Raw genomic sequence first — 22567 nt, 5'->3', positions numbered from 1 at the left:
TGGGGGAGGTTTTTTATATTTCCCTCCCGGATGAAGAGAGGGTAGGGTCAGATTTGTAGGCCGGATAAGACGCTTTCGCGTCACCATCCGGCATTTTCAGGACTTTGTTATGATGGCATCGCGATGGCCTGCTTCTCTTCGAGCAGTTTCTCTACCACGCCCGGATCGGCGAGGGTCGAGGTATCGCCCAGATTGCTGGTATCGCCCGCCGCGATTTTACGCAGGATACGGCGCATGATTTTGCCGGAGCGGGTTTTCGGCAGTGAGTCGGTCCAGTGCAGCACGTCTGGCGTTGCCAACGGACCAATTTCTTTACGCACCCAGTTGCGAACCTCGGCGTACAACTCAGGTGACGGCTCTTCGCCGTGATTCAGCGTGACGTAGGCGTAGATCGCCTGGCCTTTAATATTATGCGGAATACCGACTACCGCGGCTTCGGCAATCTTCGGATGCGACACCAACGCCGATTCGATTTCTGCCGTTCCCAGACGGTGACCAGAGACGTTCAGCACATCGTCCACACGGCCGGTGATCCAGTAATAACCATCTTCATCACGGCGTGCGCCGTCGCCGCTGAAGTACATATTCTTGAAGGTGGAGAAATAGGTTTGCTCAAAGCGTTCGTGATCGCCAAACAGCGTTCTCGCCTGGCCCGGCCACGAGTCGGTAATTACCAGGTTGCCTTCGGTCGCGCCTTCCAGTGGATTACCTTCGTTATCGACAATCGCAGGCTGTACGCCAAAGAACGGACGGGTTGCGGAACCGGCTTTCAGCTCGGTGGCGCCCGGCAGCGGGGTGATCATGAATCCCCCGGTTTCAGTCTGCCACCAGGTATCGATGACCGGACATTTTTCGTTGCCGATCTTCTTCCAGTACCACTCCCATGCTTCCGGGTTGATCGGCTCGCCAACGGAACCCAGGATACGCAGCGACGAACGGTCAGTACCTTCAATCGCTTTATCGCCTTCTGCCATCAGGGCGCGGATGGCGGTCGGTGCGGTATACAGAATATTGACCTGGTGCTTGTCCACAACCTGCGACATTCGTGCCGGAGTAGGCCAGTTTGGCACGCCTTCGAACATCAGCGTGGTTGCGCCGCAGGCCAGCGGACCGTACAGCAGGTAGCTGTGTCCGGTTACCCAACCTACGTCAGCGGTACACCAATAAATATCGCCCTGATGGTAGTCAAACACGTACTTAAAGGTGGTTGCGGCGTAGACCAGATACCCGCCGGTGGTGTGCAGCACGCCTTTCGGTTTGCCAGTTGAACCGGAGGTATACAGGATAAACAGCGGATCTTCCGCGTTCATTTCTTCTGGCTGATGTTCCGGGCTGGCTTTCTCGATAAGATCGGACCACCACAGGTCACGGCCTTCTTGCCATTCCGTTTTACCGCCAGTACGTTTGAGGACGACTACATGTTCAACGGTTTTCACGTTCGGGTTTTTCAGCGCATCATCGACGTTCTTTTTCAACGGGATAGCGCGTCCGGCGCGCACGCCTTCGTCGGCTGTGATCACCAGGCGTGAATTAGAGTCGATGATACGTCCGGCGACGGCCTCCGGTGAGAAACCACCGAAGATGACCGAATGCACCGCGCCAATGCGGGCGCAGGCCAGCATGGCGACCGCAGCTTCCGGCACCATCGGCATATAAATTGCCACCACATCACCTTTTTTAATGCCTAAATCCAGTAATGTATTGGCAAAACGACAGACATCGCGATGCAGCTCGCGGTAGGTTATATGTTTGCTTTGGGTGGCGTCGTCGCCTTCCCAGATGATGGCGGTACGATCGCCATTTGCCTGCAGATGACGGTCGAGGCAGTTCGCTGCCAGGTTTAGCGTGCCGTCTTCGTACCATTTAATAGACACGTTGCCTGGCGCAAACGAGGTGTTCTTCACCTGGCTGTACGGTTTGATCCAATCAAGAATCTTTCCCTGCTCGCCCCAAAATGTGTCGGGTTCGTTAACAGATTGCTGGTACTTCGCTTCGTACTGCTCCGGATTTATCAGGCAACGATCCGCAATGTTTGCGGGAATAGCGTGTTTATGTATTTGGCTCATGGCTTTTGTTCTCCTTGTAGGATGTTAATAATATGTCTCATAAACGTTAAATGTAGGGGCATTGAGAGTTTTGTTTAGTATTTGCGCGGCAGATCACGCAATAAACGAATTGTGCAAATTAGCGACAAACTGAATTTTGAAGGGAACTAGCAAAAATTGATTAAATCTCGCGATAACATGTAGTTATCTAAAGGATTATTGAAAAGGTGATCTGTCTCTGAATTAGACCAAAGAGTGAGAGGTTTGAGGGGTGTTATAACTCTAAAGTGGTATTTTACATACACTTACAATTGATTAAAGACAACATTTTCAGTGTGGTTTCTTGTTACAAATAGGGTGGAGCAATGTCATGACAGTATCGTGTGGTTGCTGTTGTGGAAAACAATAAAAGAACCGCCATTGCAGATAATGGCGTCATCTGGATGAGACCCCTATGGCAAGGATAAAATCACGCGTACGCCGTTTCTTCAGCCTGTTATTACCTTTATTATTTATTTCTGCTGTTCACGCTGAACAAACTTCTGTACCCGCAAAAACCGTCACCGTTGAAGCGAAAAATGAAACCTTCGCTCCTCAGCATCCCGATCAATATCTCTCCTGGAAAGCCACGTCTGAGCAATCAGCCCGTGAAGATGCGCTGGCAGAAGATCCGCGTCTGGTGATCCTGTGGGCGGGATATCCATTCTCGCGCGATTACAACAAACCGCGTGGACATGCGTATGCCGTGACCGATGTCCGTGAAACCTTACGTACCGGCGCACCAAAAACGGCAGAAGACGGCCCGCTGCCGATGGCTTGCTGGAGCTGTAAAAGCCCGGACGTAGCGCGTCTTATCCAGAAAGACGGTGAAGATGGCTACTTCCACGGTAAATGGGCGCGCGGCGGTCCGGAAATTGTTAACAACCTCGGTTGTGCAGATTGCCATAACACCGCGTCACCCGACTTCGCCAAAGGCAAGCCAGAGCTGACCCTGTCGCGTCCTTATGCAGAACGCGCGATGGAAGCGATCGGCAAACCGTTCGAGAAAGCCGGTCGCTTTGACCAGCAATCCATGGTCTGCGGCCAGTGTCACGTGGAATACTACTTCGACGGTAAAAACAAAGCCGTTAAGTTTCCGTGGGACGACGGCATGAAAGTCGAGAACATGGAGAAATACTACGACAACATTGCTTTCTCTGACTGGACCAACTCCCTGTCTAAAACACCCATGCTGAAAGCGCAGCACCCGGAGTATGAAACCTGGAGCGCAGGTATTCACGGCAAGAACAACGTGACCTGTATCGACTGCCACATGCCAAAAGTGCAAAACGCGGAAGGCAAGATCTACACCGACCATAAGATTGGTAACCCGTTCGATAACTTCCCTCAGACCTGCGCGAACTGCCATACCCAGGACAAAGCGTCCCTGCAAAAAGTGGTCGCCGAGCGTAAACAGGCCATTCATGACCTGAAAATCAAGGTTGAAGATCAACTGGTACATGCGCACTTCGAAGCGAAAGCCGCATGGGATGCGGGCGCAACCGAAGCGGAAATGAAACCGATTCTGGAAGATATCCGCCACGCGCAATGGCGCTGGGACCTGTCTATCGCCTCACATGGTATTCACATGCACGCCCCGGAAGAAGGTCTGCGGATGCTGGGTAGCGCAATGGATAAAGCCGCCGATGCGCGTACCAAACTGGTCCGTCTGCTGGCGACCAAAGGCATCACGCATGAAATCCCGTTACCGGATATCTCTACTAAAGAGAAAGCTCAGGCAGCGATTGGTCTGAACATGCAGCAAATCAATGCTGAGAAGCAGGAGTTCATCAAGACGGTGATTCCGCAGTGGGAAGATCAGGCGCGTAAAAACGGTCTGTTAAGCCAATAACCCCATTTCGCCCCGCAAGGGGCGGATAACTCAACGGAGTGAATATGAGCGTATTACGTTCGTTATTAACTGCTGGGGTGCTGGCGTCAGGCTTGTTATGGAGCCTGAGTGGAATCACTGCCACGCCAACGCCGCAGGAGTCGGATCAACGCTGGACGGTTACCCAACAGCGTAATCCGGATGCCGCTTGTCTGGACTGTCACAAGCCGGATACCGAGGGCATGCATGGTAAGCATGCGGAAGTCATCAACCCGAATAACAAACTGCCGGTCACCTGCACCAACTGCCACGGCCAGCCGTCACCGAACCACCGTGAGGGGGTGAAGGATGTGATGCGCTTTAATGAGCCGATGTACAACGTGGAACAGCAGAACAGCGTCTGTATGTCTTGTCACCTGCCTGAGCAGTTGCAAAAAGCGTTCTGGCCGCACGATGTCCACGTAACCAAAGTGGCGTGCGCCAGCTGTCACTCACTGCATCCGAAGCAAGACACGATGCAGACGCTAAGTGATAAAGGACGGATCAAAATTTGCGTCGATTGCCACAGCGATCAGCGTAACAATCCGAACTTTAACCCGGCGTCGGTTCCGTTGCTTAAGGAGCATCCATGAGTTGCTCTCGTCGCCAGTTTATCACCGGCGTCGGCGCGCTGGTGGCAGTGAGCGGGACGGCGGGACGCGTTGTGGCGCAGACGCTGAACATCAACGGCGTGCGTTACGGTATGGTACATGATGAGTCATTATGCATCGGTTGTACGGCCTGCATGGATGCCTGTCGGGAAGTCAACAACGTGCCGGAAGGCGTATCGCGTCTGACGATTATTCGCAGCGAGCCGCAGGGAACGTTTCCTGATGTGAAGTATCGCTTCTTTCGCCACTCATGCCAGCATTGCGACCACGCTCCCTGCGTTGACGTCTGCCCGACGGGGGCATCGTATCGCGATGCAGCCAACGGTATTGTGGATGTGAACCCGGACCTTTGTGTTGGCTGTCAGTACTGCATCGCCGCGTGTCCTTATCGCGTGCGCTTTATCCATCCGGTGAGCAAAACGGCGGATAAATGCGATTTCTGCCGGAAAACCAACCTGAAAGCGGGCAAACAGCCCGCCTGCGTTGAGTCATGTCCGACGAAGGCGCTGACGTTTGGTAATCTGGACGATCCCAACAGCGATATCTCCCGTTTGTTGCAGCAGAAAACCACCTACCGTTACAAGCTGGCGTTGGGTACAAAACCGAAGGTCTACCGCGTTCCCTTTAAATTTGGGGAGGTGAGCCAATGACATCCGCTTCTGCATTTCATTTTGAATCACTGGTGTGGGACTGGCCCATTGCCATCTATCTGTTCCTGATTGGCATCTCTGCCGGACTGGTCACGCTGGCGATTCTGCTACGTCGCCTCCATCCGGAGGCGGGCGGTTCGGACAGCACGCTGCTGCGCACTACGCTGGTGTTAGGGCCGGGGGCGATAATCTTCGGTCTGTTAATTCTGGTGTTCCACCTGACGCGTCCATGGACCTTCTGGAAACTGATGTTCCATTACAGCTTCACCTCGGTGATGTCGATGGGGGTTATGCTGTTCCAGTTGTACATGGTGGTATTAGTGTTGTGGTTGGCAAAAATCTTTGAAAAAGAGGTGATTGCCCTGCAACAGCGCTGGCTGCCGCGGTTAGGAATCGTGCAGAAAGTGTTGACGTTGATAACGCCATTTCATCGCGCGCTGGAGACGTTAATGCTGGTGCTGGCGGTCCTGCTCGGGGCGTATACCGGGTTCCTGCTGTCGGCACTGAAATCCTACCCGTTCCTGAATAACCCGATCCTGCCGGTGCTGTTCCTGTTCTCCGGGATCTCCTCCGGCGCGGCGGTGGCGCTGATCGCCATGGCGTTACGCCATCGTAGCAATCCCCACAGCACTGAAGCGCACTTTGTGCATCGCATGGAGGTCCCGGTGGTATGGCTGGAGATCTTCCTGCTGGCGGCGTTCTTTGTTGGTCTGGCGCTGGGCGATGACGGTAAAATGCGCGCGCTGGCCGCGGCATTGGGCGGCGGATTCTGGACCTGGTGGTTCTGGCTTGGCGTAGCTGGGCTTGGGCTGATACTGCCGATGCTGCTAAAACCCTGGGCCAACCGCAGTTCGACGTTTCATGGCGTGCTGGCAGTGTGCGGCGCCAGCCTGACCGGCGTACTGCTGCTGCGCTTTTTTATACTCTATGCGGGTCAGCTAACCGTTGCGTAAGGTGATATCTGGACGTTCTCCTTCCTGAAGCCGGTTTTCTGGCGTTGTTATTAAGCCTCGGGGTCAATGTGTTGACCCCGCTTGCCGTGTTGGTGGGTGTCCGCCAGCGCTGGCAAGGGGTGATGCGTCTGGCAAGCGTGGGAGTATGGGCGCAATTTGCGCTGCTGCTGCTGGCTTTTGCCATTCTGGTATTCTGCTTTTTGACCAGCGACTTTTCGGTGGTCTACGTTGCTCAGCACAGCTACAGCCTGCTGCCGTGGGGATTAAAACTGGCGGCGGTGTGGGGCGGTCATGAAGGATCGCTGCTGCTGTGGGTGCTGTTTCTTTCCGGCTGGAGCGCGCTGTTTGCTTTTCGCTATCGGCGTGATTCCGACGCGCTGTTTCCGCTGACGCTCAGCGTCCTCTCAATGATTACGGCCTTGCTGCTGCTGTTTGTGGTGGTATGGTCCGATCCGTTTGTGCGCATCTTCCCGCCGGCCATCGAAGGGCGCGACCTTAATCCGATGCTGCAACATCTCGGGTTAATCCTCCATCCGCCGCTGCTGTACCTGGGTTACGGTGGTTTAATGGTGGCGGCAGGCGTGGCGCTAGCCTCGCTGCTACGTGGTGACTTTAATGCGCAGAGCGCCTGGGTGTGCTGGCGCTGGGCGCTGCCCGGCTGGTGCGCGCTAACGCTGGGGATTATCCTCGGCTCCTGGTGGGCCTACTGCGAGCTGGGCTGGGGCGGCTGGTGGTTCTGGGACCCGGTAGAAAATGCCTCCTTATTACCCTGGCTTTCCGCCAGCGCGCTGCTGCATAGCCTGTACATCACGCGCCAGCGGGGGATCTTCCGCCATTGGTCGCTGTTGCTGGCGATCGTCACGCTGATTTTATCGCTGCTCGGGACGCTGATTGTGCGCTCCGGCATTCTCGTTTCGGTGCATGCTTTCGCGCTGGATAACGTTCGCGCCGCGCCGCTGTTTGCGCTGTTTACCGTATTGAGCCTGGCGTCGCTTGGGCTGTACGCCTGGCGAGGCCAGCAAGTCCGCCAGAGTGGGCGTTTTGGCGGCTGGTCGCGCGAGATGCTGATTCTGGTCGCGTTATTACTTTTTTGCGCGGTGCTGCTGATTGTGCTGATTGGCACCCTCTATCCGATGATTTACGGGTTGTTTGGCTGGGGGCGGCTCTCCGTGGGCGCGCCGTACTTTAACCGCGCCACGCTGCCTTTTGGCCTGCTGATGCTGCTGGTTATCGTGCTGGCAACGATCAGAAGCCGCAAAGTGTCTGTGCGTTGTCAACTTCCGGCGCTGCTGGCGCATGCCGGGGTGCTGGTGTTTGCTGCGGGGATCGTTTTCTCCAGCGGCAGTCGTCAGGAGATAAGCCTGAATCTGAGCCCGGGGCAGCAGGTGGAACTGGCGGGATACACTTTTCGTTTTGAGCGTCTCGACCTGGAAGCAAAAGGTAACTACACCAGTGAAAAAGCGCAGATCACGCTGTGGCAGGATGAGAAACGCATTGGCACCCTGCAGCCAGAAAGACGCTTCTATGCCGCGCGCCGTCAACAGATGATGGAGCCGGGGATCAACTGGAACCTGATGCATGACTGGTACGCGGTAATAGGCGAAAAAACCGGAGCGGACCGTTATGCCATGCGCTTGTACGTGCAGACCGGCGTGCGCTGGATCTGGGGAGGGGGATTGTTGATGGTGTTTGGCGCGTTGCTGAGCGCATGGCGAGGGAGGAAGCATCCTGAGTTATTGCCTGATGGCGCTGCGCTTATCAGGCCTACGAGTGAAAAGCAGGGTAGGCCGGATAAGGCGTTCACGCCGCCATCCGGCAAAACGATGTTACTTATGGCTTTACTGATTTTTCTGCCTTTTGCCACCCATGCCCAGGTGGTGGACACATGGACGTTTGCCAACCCGCAACAGCAGGAAAAAGCGCTGTCTATTGCCAGCCAACTGCGCTGTCCACAGTGTCAAAACCAAAACTTGCTGGAATCCAATGCGCCGGTAGCGGTCAGTATGCGTCATCAGGTTTATAGCATGGTGGCGGAAGGGAAAAGTGAAGCCGAGATAACGACGTGGATGACCGACCGTTACGGTGATTTCGTGCGCTACAACCCGCCGTTGAATGAGCAAACGCTGCTGCTGTGGGCGCTGCCGTGCCTGCTGTTATTACTGGTGGGCGTGGTGGTCTGGCGGGTGAGAAGTCGTCAGCGCGTAGAGGAGGGTGAGCAATGAACCAGGGCGAACACTCCACTGCGCTGTTACGCCCAATGCCTGTGAAGCGGCTGACTGCTGTAGCGGTGCTGATGGTTTCGGTCTGCATAGGAGGTTACCTGTCGACGCCAAAATGGCAGGCGGTTCGTCAGGAGCAGGCGCGGCTGGCGGACCCTTTACATGCGTTCTCCGATGAGAACCTTCAGGAAAAACAGCTGCTTTTGCTGCAAACGCAAATTCGCGCCAATCCACAGGACAGTGTGAAATGGGCGCAACTTGGGGAGTACTATCTTTGGCAAAACGCGTACCATAATGCACTGCTGGCCTATGAGCAGGCGCTGCGTGTAGGTGGTGAAAATGCTGAGATCTATTCAGCGATGGCAACGGTATTGTACTACCAGGCCGGACAACATATGACGCCGCCCACTCGCGAGATGATTGATAAGGCCCTGACGTTGGACCCGGCAGAGGTCACCGCCTTGATGCTGTTAGCTTCAGATGCGTTTATGCAGGCAGAATACGCCCAGGCTATATCAGTGTGGCAAAAAGTTATGGATTTAAACTCGCCGAGGGTGAACCGGGCGCAGCTCATTGACTCTATTAATATGGCGAAGTTGTTGCAGAATCGGCAAAAATAAATTTGTTTTTTTTGTGATTTGTATCATTTTGTCTGTTTAAAAAATAGGCAAACGAACAATTGAGCAAAAAAAAATCATGCCATGACTTCTTCATTTTTGAACATATTAAAATTCTTTTATAACAAAAAGTTATTCATTGTTACCGCGATAAAATCGCATTTTTATGCATAAATTCAGCCAAAGGCCCTGTTCTTAGAGGGTTGCGCGGAATGCCATGCAGATGATAATGATAATAAGCGTTAAAAAACTCCATAAACGAACGCAACACAATTCATACCCTTTCAGTATGTACTATTCCCACACACCGCATGTGGAATAGCGCTCCATCGAGGAAGTCCGTTGTTATGAAAAATTTGAAAGTCAGCCTGGCATGGCAGATTCTAATCGCCATGGTGCTGGGCATTCTGCTAGGGAGTTACCTGCATTACCATAGCGACAGCCGTGAATGGCTGGTTGTAAACCTGCTGTCACCGGCGGGCGATATCTTTATCCATCTGATCAAAATGATCGTTGTGCCCATTGTCATCTCTACGCTGATTGTCGGTATTGCCGGGGTCGGTGATGCCAAACAGCTGGGCCGCATTGGCGCCAAAACAATTCTCTATTTCGAAGTGATCACCACCGTGGCGATTATCCTTGGGATCACGCTGGCCAATGTGTTCCAGCCGGGTTCCGGGATTGATATGTCGCAACTGGCGACCGTGGATATTTCGAAATATCAAAGCACGACCGCAGAAGTACAGAGCCACGCGCATGGTCTGATGGGGACAATTTTGTCACTGGTGCCGACCAATATCGTCGCATCGATGGCAAAAGGCGATATGCTGCCGATTATCTTCTTCTCAGTGCTGTTCGGTTTAGGTCTGTCGTCCCTGCCGGCAACTCACCGCGAGCCGCTGGTTACCGTGTTCCGCTCTATTTCCGAAACCATGTTTAAAGTGACTCACATGGTGATGCGCTACGCGCCAGTCGGCGTTTTTGCGCTGATTGCCGTTACCGTCGCGAACTTCGGTTTTGCCTCCCTGTGGCCGCTGGCGAAGCTGGTGCTGTTGGTGCATTTCGCCATCCTGTTCTTCGCGCTGGTGGTGCTGGGGATTGTCGCGCGTATCTGCGGTTTGAGCATCTGGATCCTGATCCGCATTCTGAAAGATGAGCTGATTCTGGCTTACTCTACCGCCAGCTCCGAGAGCGTACTGCCGCGTATTATCGAAAAGATGGAAGCCTATGGCGCGCCAGCTTCAATCACCAGCTTTGTGGTGCCGACCGGCTACTCATTCAACCTTGATGGTTCAACGTTGTACCAGAGCATCGCTGCTATCTTTATCGCGCAGTTGTACGGTATCGACCTGTCGCTGTGGCAGGAAATCGTGCTGGTGCTGACGCTGATGGTGACCTCAAAAGGGATTGCGGGCGTGCCGGGCGTATCATTCGTGGTGCTGCTGGCTACGCTTGGCAGCGTGGGGATCCCGCTGGAAGGACTGGCGTTTATCGCCGGTGTTGACCGTATCCTCGATATGGCGCGTACCGCGCTGAACGTAGTGGGTAACGCGCTGGCGGTGCTGGTTATCGCCAAGTGGGAACACAAATTTGACCGCAAAAAAGCGCTGGCCTACGAGCGCGAGATGCTGGGTAAATTTGATAAGACTGCCTTGTAGGCCGGATAAGGCAACGCCGCCATCCGGCAACCTGCTCCGGGTTGCCTGATGGCGCTACGCTTATCAGGCCTACAGCGACTACGTTCATCCGGCAATGCAAACCATTACCCGTTTGTTAACTTATCAAACTCTTCGCAGCCGGTATCGAACCCTTCTATACAGCTCAGATTCAGCCAGTGCAACGCCTTCTGTTTATTCTTCACGATAAAACCCTGTTCACCGTTTAAGAACATCATTCCGGCCCAGTACTCGGAATAACCGGTGCGGGAAATGGCTGAGCTACGCTTGAAATACCACGTCGCTTTCTCATCATCTGCGGGAATACCCACGCCGTTGGCGTAAATCAGTCCGAGCAGCATTTGCGCGTCGACGGCGGAATCATTTTCCAGGTCTTCGGAGGCGTTTTGCAGCAAGGTAATAGCTTTAGGATAATCTGTGTGTCCTGCCTGGGTGTTGACCAGAATCCGCGCCAGGGTCAGTTCTCCCGCTTTACTGCCCGCTTTGGCTGCCTTTTCCGCCAGCGTTTTGGCCTGGGGGTAATCCAGACTGACCGGATTCGTAATTTTGATTTGCGCCAGTAGCGCGCAGGCGTCGGCATCGCCGTTGTCGGCGGCTTTTTGCGCCCAATACTCGGCTTTGCTCAAATCGCCTGAACTGAACCAGCTATCGGCAAGAAAGTACTGTGCGCGACGGTCCCCTGCCTCAGCGGCCTGTAAGTACTGGCTTCCTGGCTCAGTATCACTGGCATGGGCAAAGAATGTCATAAAGAACATCAATGCAATGAGTTGTTTCATTTTGAGTTTTATTTAGGGTACGGAATGAACAGTATAAAGAGATCGTATGGATAAAAAAACAGCCTCCGGGCGGAGGCTGTTGCAGAACAGGTACGTAAACGGACTAACCCATCGCGCTTTCGCGCAGGCTGGCTTTCAGCTTAGTGTACTCATCAATGACATACTGCTCGGCAGCGCGCTGATCGGCAATGCGTTCAACGTTAACGGCACAGTACTTATACTCCGGCGTTTTGGTAATCGGGCTTAAGTTCTCGGTTACCAGCTCATTACATGCGCCAATCCACCACTGGTAGGTCATGTAAATCGCGCCTTTGTTTGGACGATCGCTGACTGCCGCACGGGTAATGACTCGGCCTTTACGCGAGTTAACCCATACCAGTTCTTCATCCTGGATGCCCAGGCGTTCTGCGTCGGCGGTGTTGATCTGGGCATAGCCCGGTTCATCCGCCAGCGCGGCCAGCGCCGCACAGTTACCGGTCATCGAACGGCAAGAGTAGTGGCCGACTTCACGCACTGTAGACAGCACCATCGGGTACTCCTCAGTGAGTTTGTCGATTGGCGCTACCCAGTCGCAGGTGAAGAACTGCGCCAGTCCGTTCGGGGTGTCGAACTTCTCTTTGAAGAGGTAAGACGTACCCTGATCGGCTTCTGAGGTATCGCGACAAGGCCACTGGATATAACCCAGTTCGCCCATTTTCTCGTAAGTTGCACCGTAGAAATCCGGGCACAGATGACGCAACTCATCCCAGATTTCCTGGGTGTTGTTGTAGTGCATCGGGTAGCCCATACGGGTGGCGATTTCACTGATAATCTGCCAGTCCGTTTTCAGATCCCACTTCGGCTCAACGGCTTTAAAGAAGCGCTGGAAGCCACGGTCAGCCGCAGAGAAGACACCTTCATGCTCGCCCCATGACGTAGACGGTAAAATAACGTCTGCGGCAGCGGCAGTTTTGGTCATGAAGATATCCTGCACGATGACCAGTTCCAGATCCTCAAAGCCTTTGCGCACTGCGGAGAGTTCAGCATCGGTCTGTAATGGATCTTCACCCATAATGTACGCCGCGCGTACTTCGCCATGCGCCGCACGGTGCGGCAGTTCGCTGATGCGATAACCGGTATGCGCAGGCAGACTTTCCACGCCCCAGGCTTTAGCGAATTTCTCGCGGTTTTCCGGGAACTTAACGTACTGATAGCCCGGATAGGTATCCGGCAGCGCGCCCATGTCGCATGCGCCCTGAACGTTGTTCTGGCCACGAACCGGGTTAACGCCCACGCTTGGCTTACCGAGGTTACCGGTCAGCATTGCGAGGCTGGTCAGTGAACGCACGGTTTCCACGCCCTGATAGAACTGGGTAACACCCATGCCCCACAGGATGGCCGCGCTTTTTGCCGTGGCATACATACGTGCAGCCTGACGAATATCCTGCGCGCTAACGCCAGTGATATCTTCGACGGACTCCGGCGTGTAGCCTTCGACAATCTTGCTGTACTCTTCGAATCCTTCTGTACGGGAGGCGACGAACGCCTGGTCGTACAGTTTTTCTTCGATGATGACATGACCCATGGCGTTAAGCAGCGCGATGTTCGAGCCGTTTTTCAACGCGATGTGCATGTCGGCAATACGCGCGGTTTCAATTTTGCGCGGATCGCAGACGATGATTTTCGCCCCGTTACGTTTAGCATTAATCACGTGATTCGCCACGATCGGGTGGGAATCCGCCGGGTTATACCCGAAGATGAACACTAAATCTGTGTTATCAATTTCATTGATAGCATTACTCATTGCGCCGTTACCGACCGATTGGTGCAGACCTGCAACCGATGGGCCGTGTCAGACGCGAGCGCAGCAGTCAACGTTATTGGTACCAATAACGGCGCGCGCGAATTTTTGCATTACATAGTTGGTTTCGTTACCCGTACCGCGAGATGAACCGGTCGTCTGAATAGCGTCCGGGCCATACTTCGCTTTGATGGCGCTCAGACGAGTGGCGACGTAATCAAGCGCTTCATCCCAGGAAACAGATTCCAGTTTGCCGCCACGCTGGCGACGGATCATTGGGGTTTTCAGGCGAGGGGTCAGGATCTGGGTATCGTTGATAAAATCCCAGCCATAGTAGCCCTTCAGACACAGGGTACCCTGGTTGGTTTTCCCCTGCGCCGCTTCAGCCCGGACGATTTTGCCGTTATCGACCACCAGGTTGATTTTGCAACCTGATGCGCAATATGGGCAAACCGTGACGACTTTTTTCATCGGTCTCGCTCCAGTTAATCAAATCGCGCATACGCGCTTGTCGCTTTAGTTATGCATCTTTTATGCCATGTTTTTATCAGGGGCATTAGTTGATATTACGGGCGAATTTTGCGCAAAACCCTGACGAAAAACAGGCTGTCGTCATATTTGACGTGACGAATCTCCAATACGTGACGGCCCGGCAGTGTGACCGAGGTTATGTTTCCCACACATCCTTGTGCCTTATCGCTGTCACTCTGTGCAGAATCAATCACACTCATTTAAGTTGGCCAGAAATGGGGAAAAACAATGAAGCCAGCCATACTGGTTGTGGATGATGACATCGCTGTCTGCACACTTTTACAGGATGTGCTAAGCGAACACGTCTTTGCGGTGACCGCTTGTCACACCGGGCAGGAGGCGCTGCGCTGCATTGAGACTCAGCCGGAAATCGCTCTGGTATTGCTGGACATGATGTTGCCTGATATTAACGGTCTGATGGTGCTGCAGCAGGTGCAAAAGATGAGACCCGGATTACCGGTGGTGATGCTGACGGGGCTTGGCAGCGAGTCGGATGTGGTTGTCGGGCTGGAGATGGGCGCTGACGACTACATCGGTAAACCGTTCAATGCGCGGGTGCTGGTGGCACGGGTAAAGGCGGTGCTCAGACGCGTCGGCGTGTTAATGGCAGAGAGCGGCGGCCCGCAAACTTCGGGGCTTTCTTTTAACGGCTGGCATCTCGATACTGCCGGTTGCCAGCTACATAATCCCCAGCAATTGAAGGTGGAGTTGACGCAGGGGGAATACAGCCTGCTGCTGGCGCTGGCCCAAAACGCCCGCCGGGTGCTGAGTCGGGAACAACTGCTGGAACTGACGCGCAGCGACAGCGTCGAGGTGTTTGACCGCACCATTGATGTGTTAATCATGCGGCTGCGGCGAAAAATAGAGATCAACCCGCACCAGCCAATGTTGATCAAAACCCTGCGCGGGCTGGGTTATGTGTTTGCCGCCGACGTGCAGCATCACGATAAGGCGGCGTAAACGCCTTATCCGGCCTACAAAAGTGATAACGACCCCGTAGGCCTGATAAGCGCAGCGCATCAGGCATCAGCCATCCCGGCTTCTAACTCTGCCAGCGTTTTCGCGCCGTCTATCGCGTTGGCGCACAGCAAACTGGCCCGCGCGCAGGCGTGCGCCAGCCTGACGCTGTCCGTCAGCGACCAGCGCTCATGGCAGCCATACAAAAATCCGGCGCAAAACGCATCTCCCGCCCCAACGCTGCCAACGATCTCCTCCTGCGCCAGATAGTGTGACGGGATCCAGACGCCCGGCAGGTCCGGCGCTTCACCCCAGGCACCTTCCGGACAGTGAATAACCACCCGCTGGCGTACGCCTGCATTCAACAGCTCGCGCGCAGCGGTGGCGATGTGTGCAATATGCAGTTCGCCGTTGGGCTGGCGGATCTCCAGCCCGCTGAACTCCCCGGCTTCCAGTTCGTTAATCACCAGATAGTCGAGATGGCGTAACGCTGGCATCACCAGCGGCTGGTAACGCGGGTCACCCTTGCGTGAGACCAGATCCAGCGACGTTTCAAAGCCATTGTCGCGCATTTGTGCCAGCAGCCGGGCGCTACGCGTCCCGTACTCCTCATCCGGCATGTCCAGACTGTCGAGCAGCAGCAGATACCCAAGATGGAAGATTTTCATCGAGGTATCCAGTTGCTCAAAAGCGGGCAGATCCAGCAGTCGGTTGGCGCCAGGCGAGTGGAAAAAGGTACGCTGACCGCTGGGATCGGTCATTACCTGCGACATCGACGTGGGGGCGAATGTTGTGCGCTGCACGTGTTGGCGATTAACGTGATACTGCTCCAGCATCGCCATGATGTAGTCGCCGTCGCTGTCCTGACCGATTAACCCCACCGCCTGTAGCGGCAGTCCGGCGTGCATTTTCGCCAGCGTCAGCAGCACGTTGAGCGGCGCACCGCCCGTGGCGCTTTCGCTACGGGTGATTTCCGCCAGCCAGCCGCGTTCCGGCCACTGCACAATTTGATGTACATGATCGACCAGCATGTTGCCTGCAGCGATAACGCCTTTGCGTTCCATCAGACCCGTCCCGCGCTGCCAAAAATGCGCATCTGTTCTGAAACGGTATCGGTAATGGCTTCTTCAATACCGAGTAGCAGTTCGGCGAATTCGTCGTACAGCGGCTGACGATTCGCCATCCGCGTCTCTACTGCCGTCAGCGCCGCCTGCGACATGCCGGTATAGAAGTTGATTTTATGAATGCCGAGTTCAATCGCGCGCTTGAAATCATCGTCACTGATGCCGGAACCGCCGTGCAGTACCAGCGGGATTGCCGCCTGCTGGCGAATAGCGTCCAGACGCGGGAAGTCGAGCACCGGTTCGCCTTTATATTTTCCGTGCGCATTGCCAATGGCGACCGCCAGTGCATCAATCCCGGTTCTGTCGACGAAATCACGCGCCATCATCGGGTCGGTAAATAACGACTCGTCGGCATGACCATACAGCGCGCCGCCTTCATCACCGCCCACCGCGCCCAGTTCGGCTTCCACCGACACGCCGACGGCATGGCACATCTTTACCACTTCGCGGGTCTGGCGGACATTTTCTTCATACTCCAGCGTGGAGCCATCGAACATCACTGAACTGAACCCTAAGCGTAGTGCCCGAACCACCGACTCAAAGTGCAGGCCGTGGTCAAGGTTCAATACCACCGGAATGTCATGCCGCGCGGCTTCGAATTTGACCGCTTCGACCAGAGAATCCAGGGAGATATATTTAAAATGTACTTCGGCGATATTGATGATAAACGGCGAACGTTCCTGCTTTGCCGCGGCAAACAGCGCGCGCAGGAAGTGGGAGTCCAGAACGTTAAACGCCCCTAAGGCATAGCGATGCTCACGGGCATGGGCAAGGCCATCAGCGAGAGATATCAACGGCATAATGCGCTCCTTGGTTAGCGGAACAGGCGATATTCGTTACACAGCACCAGCTGCGCAGGTTCGTCTTCTTCAATGTCGTTATAGCGGGCGATCGGTTGCAGAAAGTGGTTATCGTGGTCGTCGTCATTAACAGACGAAACCTCGCCGACCAGCACGTCGCCAAAACCTTTTTCCGCCCAGAAGCTGTGATACAGGCCCGGTGGCAGGCAGATGCTTTCACCCGGCGTCAGGCGCAACTGACTGCCTGCCGCATGGGTTTGCCGACAGCCGTCAATCACCACGCTTACGTCGGTCTGCTCCGTTTGCTCCCGGATCCCCGCATTCCACAGTTCCACTATTAAATTGCCGCCGCCGCGATTGATAATGTCTTCGCGCTTGCGCCAGTGAAAATGCATCGGCGTGACCTGTGCATCGCGAACATGCATGATTTTCTCGGCGTAGCATTTTTCATAAGGCATACCTTTCGGCGAGCCGTTACGCAGAGTGAACAGCGTTAACCCTTGCGCGGCGAAATTGTTGCCGCCAAACGCGGTGACATCCCAACCGAGCTTTAGGTCGAACACTTCGCCCCAGGCAGAGGCATCAAGCTTGTGCCATTGGGTCGGAGGGAAACTGGCAAAAGGGGGGAGATGCACGTCGTGCTGAGAGAAAAACTGGCGCGTGTGGCCAAGGATCTCGTTTATTGCGGAGCGTTTCATTGATTCTCCTGTGGCTGATAAGATGACCTTTATGCGGCCCTCTCTCAAGGGGAGAGGGAGAAAACCAAAATCTTTCCTGGTGAATACATGGGCATAATCCAGTTACCTCTCCCCTCACAGCAGAATAGGGAATAGTTATATTTTATTGTGTTTTTTTATGGAAGGATGTGATTTATTCAATAAAATAATAAATAAAAAGACTGTTTTTATAAATGTTATTAAAAATCATTGCCTTAATACTTGGTTTTTTAGTCGCGCCTCAGTTTTTGGAACCATTTGGATGTGATTGTTGGATTGTTGCCTTACGATGAAAAAACGAATGCTGGGCTATATAAACCGCTTTGTTAGAAAATGATGACATTGAATCTAAATTCGCGCCAGTTAATCGTTTATTTATATGTCAGGATTATATTACACGTTTAACTAATAATAATTAATTCACTTTCCAGATTTGTTTCCAGTAAAAAAATAACCCTTTTTTTATTATTGTTGATATGCTGACTGGACTTTATTTCTTATGTATTACTTTCTTTTGGTAAGGGATGCGATAATGAAAAAAGGATCAGGGTTCTATAATCTGGAAGGTATAGTTTCAGAGGAGAGTATAAATAAGTATTTATTCTCTGTTAGGGACGAGGGTAAGTTAGGGTTGCTGGATGTTGAAACAATTGAAGGTCATGAAAATTTAAGTAAACCATACAGTTATAAAATTAGATTCACATCAAAACAAAAAAACATCCCTCCTAACTCACTTCTTAACATTGAAGGCTCGCTGAAAATCAGAGCACCTAATCATAACTGGAATAAATATATTCAAGGTTCTGAGAAGTGGCTATATGAACGGCAAATTGAAGGCGTCATTACGTCATTTTCGCTTATTAGCACATCAGCGGATGAGTCACTGTACGAAATCAGGTTAGAGCATAAGCTGGCATTACTCTCACGATGCAAGCGTTCGGCTATTTACCTGAACATAAATGTGCCGAAACTGGTCACGCAGATCCTCAAAGAACATGCTTTTGCCGATTATGAAATCGACTTTGATAATCTTGTTTGTATCTATCCCAACCGGGAAATGATTGTTCAGTGGGAGGAGTCAGATTTAGCGTTTATCAGCCGCATCCTGTCAGAAGTTGGGATCTGGTTCAGGATCGCAAATCATCATGCTGTTTCGCACATTATGGTGGTTATCTTCAGTGATTCACAATGCCAATACCTCTTTGATCAAAAGATTATGCACTCATCCCATGCCGGGCTGACATCAAATGAGTATTCGATCGATCAGCTGGTATCAAAGCACAACGTTGTCTCCGCTGGCGTTAAAGTGAAGAACTTTGATTACAGGCTGGCAAACTCGCAGATGCTAAACGCTGACGCCGATGTGTCTGCGGAAAGGGCTACGGCATATGGCACAGAGTATCGCTATGCGGATATCCATCATCAGCCAGGATCGCAATTTGCCGAGGCGCAGCCAGGCGAGTCCAGCTGGTTTTACGCCAAACTGCATCACGAAATTATTCTTAATAATCAATCCATTTTAACCGGTGTGACCACCAGTCCGTCGATCGTGCCGGGGATGGTGCTGGAAATTGACGGCGCCATTCCACATACCTTCGCCTCTGGATTTGTGGTAACGGCAATGCAGGTGACGGGGAGGCGCGATGCAGCGCTCCAGTCCCGGCTTATCGGTATTCCCTACAGCCAGAACGTTTGTTTTCGACCGCAGCCGCTACCCCGGCCACGTATTGCAGGTACTGTTCCCGCGATCGTTTCATCACCAATAGACAATGACCAATATGCTCATATCGATGTGCAGGGTCGCTATTGGGTGAAGTTTGATTTTGACCTCGACCAGCACAGGCAAGGTTATGAAAGCATGCCCGTTCGTCTGGCGCGGGTTTATGCCGGTGATACTTATGGTCATCACTTTCCGTTAATCCAGGGCACAGAGGTCGCCATTGCGTTTGAAGGCGGCGATCCGGAAAGACCTTTTATTGCGCACGCTCTGCATCATGCTCCAAAGCCTGATCCCGTTACCAGCCGCAACAATACCCGTAACGTCATCCGCACTGCGGGTCTCAATAAGCTGCGGATGGAGGACCGGCGCGGGCAGGAACACGTCAAACTGAGTACCGAGTACGGCAAAACGCAGTTGAACATGGGCCATCTTGTAGATGCTGGCGGTAAACCTCGCGGCGAAGGCGCAGAACTGCGCACCGATGACCGCGCGGTCCTGAGGGCGGCAAAGGGGATACTACTCACGACTGAGGCGCAGCCAAAAGCCCAGGGTAAGCAGCTCGATATGAGCGCAGTGGTTCAGCAGCTTCAGGCCGCGCTTACGCTGGCAACGTCGCTTCAGCAGAGCGCGCTGACGGCACAGGCGTTAAATGTCGAACTGGGACCGCAGCAGCAGCTTAACGCCGCGCTTGAACAGCTTACCCGATCGGGGCTGGTGGCCTACGCCGATCACGGTATGGCCCTGCTGACACCGCAAACGATGGCATTATCAGCAGACAAAGATTTGTCGCTAAACGCCGCCAGCAACGGCAGTTTTAACGTCTTTAAAAAACTCTCAATGGCCGTTGGGCAGGGCCTGTCACTTTTCAGCAGAGCTATCGGAATCAAAATCATCGCCGCAAAAGATGATATTTCCGTCCAGGCGCAGCGCGGGGAAATGGGCCTGCTTTCTGATAAGCATTTTCATATTCAGAGTATGAACGGCAACGTGACCATCAGCGCCAGGAAGAATATCCAGCTTTTGTGCGGTGGTGGCGGTATCAGAATAAATGAAGACGGCTCAGTAAAAATATTCTCTCCCGCAAAAGTGCAGTTGAAAGGCACCACTCTTGACTGGAGCGGACCGGAGTCGGCAAAAGATAAAACCCCTGTCTTTCAGGAAGAACAGTTTCATCGCCGCATTAAATTACATGGCTCTGGCAACCCAGACGATGTTCTAAAAAATACAAAATTCAGACTGACTAAGGCATCAGGCGAAACCATTGAAGGCGTCACAGACGATGAAGGAATGACGCCGTTATTGGATATGACTGAAATGGACGAAATGAAAATGGAGATTTTGCCAAATGAGTAACAGTCCCTTTAATCCGCAGGTGGTGGCGACAGGTGTACAGGGCGTGCCTAAATCTACGGGCGGAAAAATGGCGGTCTGCGACGTGCCCGTTAAGTATTCCATGCCCTGCATTGTGATCCTTGTGCACGGCGTCAACGATGTGGGCGAGGCCTATCAGAATCAGGAGGAGGGTATTATCGCTGGCCTGAATGAACGTATGGGTCGCACGGATATGTATCCGCATGAATGGCAGCAGTACAAAATGGATATGGGCGATGGCGAGCAGCAGAATATAAAAATGCCCGGACGCAGCCCGGTCATTCCATTTTATTGGGGGTATAAACCCGTCGATCATGCGACGTATATAGAAGACCAGCGGCGTTATCGTGAAGAACGGGCTAAATCAGGAGACGCCGCAAAACTGCCTTACAACGCCTATCAGGAAGATGACCACGCAAAGCTGGAAAAACTGGGGCATATTCCCCAAACCACGTTGAAATATCAGAATGATAATTTCGGTAATGTTCTCGATGATGTGTACGCCAAAGGCGGGGGTACCTTTGCCAATGCGACAACCACTATTCCGGATATGTTAGGCCCTGGCTCCGGCGGCCTGGCGAACGGTGCGGCAGGATTTGCATCACTGTATATGAATGTCGGGGATTTTACGCACCCTATTTATGACAATCCGCACCGTATTTATCAGTTTTTTGCCGCGCAGCGGCTGGCTGATTTAATCCTGATGATTCGAAGAGAACCGGCAACAAAGTTCGATCCCATTAATATCATTGCGCACTCCCAGGGAACGATCATTACCATGCTGGCTAATATGCTGGTTATGCAGGCTAATGAGAAACCCGCTGACTGTGTGATACTTAACCATTCTCCCTACGCACTGGAAAAAACGGCTGCTGAAAGTGTCACACCTGGACATCACCAGACGGATCGCGCCCGACAGCAGACGTTTAAAAATTTCTGTCATTTGATGGCGACCAACGCCAGATATGGCAAGGGGCAATATCACACGCAGGCCGAGATTGATGAATTAGAAGGCGCGCTGTGCCTGAGTAAAACCAATTCACAGTGGCGCAAGAATAAACTTTATACGCGTAATAACTTTGGCAAGGTATATAACTATTTTTGCCCCAATGACAGTGTGGTTTCATTACTTAACGTCCAGGGTTTGGGCTGGCGGGGAGTCCCCCATAACATTGCCAGCGGCATAGAAAATCTGCGCCAGCGGGTTTTCTGTGAAAATGGTCCGGAAATAGGCGGCAGCCCGCTGAGCGTGCCTTTTGAAATGCCGGCGTTAAAAAAGGATTGTTTTGATCAGGATACGGGCGCGACCAGACAATATACGTTTGCGGATGTGGTTGTTAACGGCGAACAGCTCCCCGTTACCTTCAGACACCAGTTACAGGGCGCGGGAAGTCAGTATAAATATTCGATAGCGCCAGGTTCACCCGATCAGGACATCTCATTTTCTGCAAAAGCCACGGTTATTGCGCGCACTGAGACAGATTTCAAAAATCTCAGCGGCGCAGGTTTCGATTATTTACAGCCGGGCCAGGAATTAACGCCCACTGAACTTGCGATATTCTCCAAAAAATATGGCAAGCCTTATACCAAAGGCGTTGTTCTGGGCGGGGGATACAATAAGACCGTTCAGTTGATTTATGAAAAAACGCCGGATGAGCTGCAAAAAGAATGGATGCAATCAGAGAAGGTTGGTTACAGCCAGCATTCCTCTATTGTTATGTCGAAAGATGCCCCCGCGAAAGCGATGCCTTTCGATCTGGCGGTGGGAATATGCAGGGCATTTGATCACCGCTGCGGAGAATTCTGGACCGAGCTACTCCTGCGCGGAGACTGGCGTATGAAGCGTAATGGTCTGCCAAAAACTGTGGATTATTATACAACGGGGATATTGAATAAAGCCGACACAAAAGATTATATGAACAGGCCAGATGATATTTTACCGCAAGGGAAGTTTGGCGTGGTTAACGAATATTGTCATTCAACAACGGTTCAACCGGCCAGACGTAATGAAATATACAATACCGAGACTCCCAATCTGCAATGGGATATGCCCAAACCGCTTAACGTTTAAGGATGAATTATGAAACCAGGAATTAGGGTAAGAGTAATCGT

The 22567-nt window shown here is 52.9% G+C and carries 16 protein-coding genes; 10 read left to right on the top strand and 6 right to left on the bottom strand.

Annotated elements, in window-relative coordinates; translation table 11 throughout:
• Positions 1-107 precede the first annotated feature (107 nt).
• Positions 108-2066, bottom strand: coding sequence for an acetate--CoA ligase (gene acs, locus OGV77_RS00430; RefSeq protein ID WP_087051807.1), 1959 nt, complete (start codon positions 2064-2066; stop codon positions 108-110).
• A gap of 433 nt (positions 2067-2499) precedes the next feature.
• On the opposite strand from acs, the gene nrfA reads away from it, so the two are divergent.
• The 7 genes from nrfA (at position 2500) to gltP (ending at position 10662) form a co-directional block, all read left to right on the top strand.
• On the top strand, positions 2500-3936 hold the full coding sequence (gene nrfA, locus OGV77_RS00425; protein WP_043018094.1) for an ammonia-forming nitrite reductase cytochrome c552 subunit: 1437 nt from the start codon (positions 2500-2502) through the stop codon (positions 3934-3936).
• A gap of 44 nt (positions 3937-3980) precedes the next feature.
• Positions 3981-4547, top strand: coding sequence for a cytochrome c nitrite reductase pentaheme subunit (gene nrfB / locus OGV77_RS00420; protein WP_043018095.1), 567 nt, complete (start codon positions 3981-3983; stop codon positions 4545-4547).
• Positions 4544-5215 (top strand): cytochrome c nitrite reductase Fe-S protein, encoded by a 672-nt coding sequence (gene nrfC, locus OGV77_RS00415; RefSeq protein WP_043018096.1) that lies wholly within the window; start codon positions 4544-4546, stop codon positions 5213-5215. The genes nrfB and nrfC overlap by 4 nt, the downstream gene beginning before the upstream one ends.
• Positions 5212-6168, top strand: coding sequence for a cytochrome c nitrite reductase subunit NrfD (gene nrfD / locus OGV77_RS00410; RefSeq protein WP_043018097.1), 957 nt, complete (start codon positions 5212-5214; stop codon positions 6166-6168). Before nrfC ends, nrfD begins: the two co-directional genes overlap by 4 nt.
• Positions 6169-6176: 8 nt before the next feature.
• Positions 6177-8390: a heme lyase NrfEFG subunit NrfF gene (gene nrfF / locus OGV77_RS00405; RefSeq protein ID WP_087051808.1), complete on the top strand. Its 2214-nt coding sequence runs from the start codon at positions 6177-6179 to the stop codon at positions 8388-8390.
• Positions 8387-9007, top strand: a complete 621-nt coding sequence (gene nrfG / locus OGV77_RS00400; RefSeq protein ID WP_087051809.1) for a heme lyase NrfEFG subunit NrfG — start codon at positions 8387-8389, stop codon at positions 9005-9007. The genes nrfF and nrfG overlap by 4 nt, the downstream gene beginning before the upstream one ends.
• Positions 9008-9351: 344 nt before the next feature.
• Positions 9352-10662 carry a glutamate/aspartate:proton symporter GltP gene (gene gltP / locus OGV77_RS00395; RefSeq protein WP_043018099.1) on the top strand — a complete coding sequence of 437 codons (1311 nt, stop codon included), beginning with the start codon at positions 9352-9354 and terminating at the stop codon, positions 10660-10662.
• Positions 10663-10766: 104 nt separating this feature from the next.
• On the opposite strand, the gene yjcO is transcribed toward gltP, so the two are convergent.
• Complete coding sequence (gene yjcO, locus OGV77_RS00390; RefSeq protein WP_043018100.1) at positions 10767-11456, bottom strand: Sel1 family TPR-like repeat protein YjcO; 690 nt, start codon at positions 11454-11456, stop codon at positions 10767-10769.
• 103 nt (positions 11457-11559) lie between these two features.
• Positions 11560-13707, bottom strand: a complete 2148-nt coding sequence (gene fdhF / locus OGV77_RS00385) for a formate dehydrogenase subunit alpha (protein ID WP_080625853.1) — start codon at positions 13705-13707, stop codon at positions 11560-11562.
• Positions 13708-13995: 288 nt separating this feature from the next.
• Between fdhF and OGV77_RS00380 the strand changes: the two genes are divergently transcribed.
• Entirely contained in the window at positions 13996-14727 is a 732-nt protein-coding gene (locus tag OGV77_RS00380) for a response regulator (RefSeq protein ID WP_043018102.1), read from the top strand.
• A gap of 59 nt (positions 14728-14786) precedes the next feature.
• On the opposite strand, the gene OGV77_RS00375 is transcribed toward OGV77_RS00380, so the two are convergent.
• Genes OGV77_RS00375 through OGV77_RS00365 form a run of 3 tightly spaced genes read right to left on the bottom strand, consistent with a single transcriptional unit; the run spans position 14787 to position 17346 of the window.
• A complete protein-coding gene (locus OGV77_RS00375; RefSeq protein ID WP_286502531.1) occupies positions 14787-15791 on the bottom strand; it encodes a carbohydrate kinase family protein in 1005 nt (334 codons plus the stop codon).
• Positions 15788-16648, bottom strand: coding sequence for a ketose 1,6-bisphosphate aldolase (locus tag OGV77_RS00370; RefSeq protein ID WP_080625852.1), 861 nt, complete (start codon positions 16646-16648; stop codon positions 15788-15790). The genes OGV77_RS00375 and OGV77_RS00370 overlap by 4 nt, the downstream gene beginning before the upstream one ends.
• A 14-nt stretch (positions 16649-16662) precedes the next feature.
• Entirely contained in the window at positions 16663-17346 is a 684-nt protein-coding gene (locus OGV77_RS00365) for a D-lyxose/D-mannose isomerase (protein ID WP_043018105.1), read from the bottom strand.
• 517 nt (positions 17347-17863) lie between these two features.
• Between OGV77_RS00365 and OGV77_RS00360 the strand changes: the two genes are divergently transcribed.
• Positions 17864-20437, top strand: coding sequence for a type VI secretion system Vgr family protein (locus OGV77_RS00360; RefSeq protein ID WP_353655753.1), 2574 nt, complete (start codon positions 17864-17866; stop codon positions 20435-20437).
• Positions 20430-22526 carry a T6SS effector phospholipase Tle3 domain-containing protein gene (locus tag OGV77_RS00355; RefSeq protein ID WP_286502528.1) on the top strand — a complete coding sequence of 699 codons (2097 nt, stop codon included), beginning with the start codon at positions 20430-20432 and terminating at the stop codon, positions 22524-22526. The genes OGV77_RS00360 and OGV77_RS00355 overlap by 8 nt, the downstream gene beginning before the upstream one ends.
• Positions 22527-22567 lie beyond the last annotated feature (41 nt).

Source organism: Citrobacter sp. Ce129 (assembly GCF_030334545.1).
GTDB classification, from domain to species: Bacteria; Pseudomonadota; Gammaproteobacteria; order Enterobacterales; family Enterobacteriaceae; genus Citrobacter; species Citrobacter europaeus.
Note: the sequence above shows the minus strand (reverse complement) of the source record. Positions and strands in the feature narration are given on the sequence as shown.

What these genes read in the sequence shown, in the direction of transcription:
- acs (WP_087051807.1), bottom strand. Translation starts at nt 2,066, where the DNA reads ATGAGCCAAATACATAAACACGCTATTCCCGCAAACATTGCGGATCGT.
- nrfA (WP_043018094.1), top strand. Translation starts at nt 2,500, where the DNA reads ATGGCAAGGATAAAATCACGCGTACGCCGTTTCTTCAGCCTGTTATTA.
- nrfB (WP_043018095.1), top strand. Translation starts at nt 3,981, where the DNA reads ATGAGCGTATTACGTTCGTTATTAACTGCTGGGGTGCTGGCGTCAGGC.
- nrfC (WP_043018096.1), top strand. Translation starts at nt 4,544, where the DNA reads ATGAGTTGCTCTCGTCGCCAGTTTATCACCGGCGTCGGCGCGCTGGTG.
- nrfD (WP_043018097.1), top strand. Translation starts at nt 5,212, where the DNA reads ATGACATCCGCTTCTGCATTTCATTTTGAATCACTGGTGTGGGACTGG.
- nrfG (WP_087051809.1), top strand. Translation starts at nt 8,387, where the DNA reads ATGAACCAGGGCGAACACTCCACTGCGCTGTTACGCCCAATGCCTGTG.
- gltP (WP_043018099.1), top strand. Translation starts at nt 9,352, where the DNA reads ATGAAAAATTTGAAAGTCAGCCTGGCATGGCAGATTCTAATCGCCATG.
- yjcO (WP_043018100.1), bottom strand. Translation starts at nt 11,456, where the DNA reads ATGAAACAACTCATTGCATTGATGTTCTTTATGACATTCTTTGCCCAT.
- OGV77_RS00380 (WP_043018102.1), top strand. Translation starts at nt 13,996, where the DNA reads ATGAAGCCAGCCATACTGGTTGTGGATGATGACATCGCTGTCTGCACA.
- OGV77_RS00370 (WP_080625852.1), bottom strand. Translation starts at nt 16,648, where the DNA reads ATGCCGTTGATATCTCTCGCTGATGGCCTTGCCCATGCCCGTGAGCAT.
- OGV77_RS00365 (WP_043018105.1), bottom strand. Translation starts at nt 17,346, where the DNA reads ATGAAACGCTCCGCAATAAACGAGATCCTTGGCCACACGCGCCAGTTT.
- OGV77_RS00360 (WP_353655753.1), top strand. Translation starts at nt 17,864, where the DNA reads ATGTATTACTTTCTTTTGGTAAGGGATGCGATAATGAAAAAAGGATCA.
- OGV77_RS00355 (WP_286502528.1), top strand. Translation starts at nt 20,430, where the DNA reads ATGAGTAACAGTCCCTTTAATCCGCAGGTGGTGGCGACAGGTGTACAG.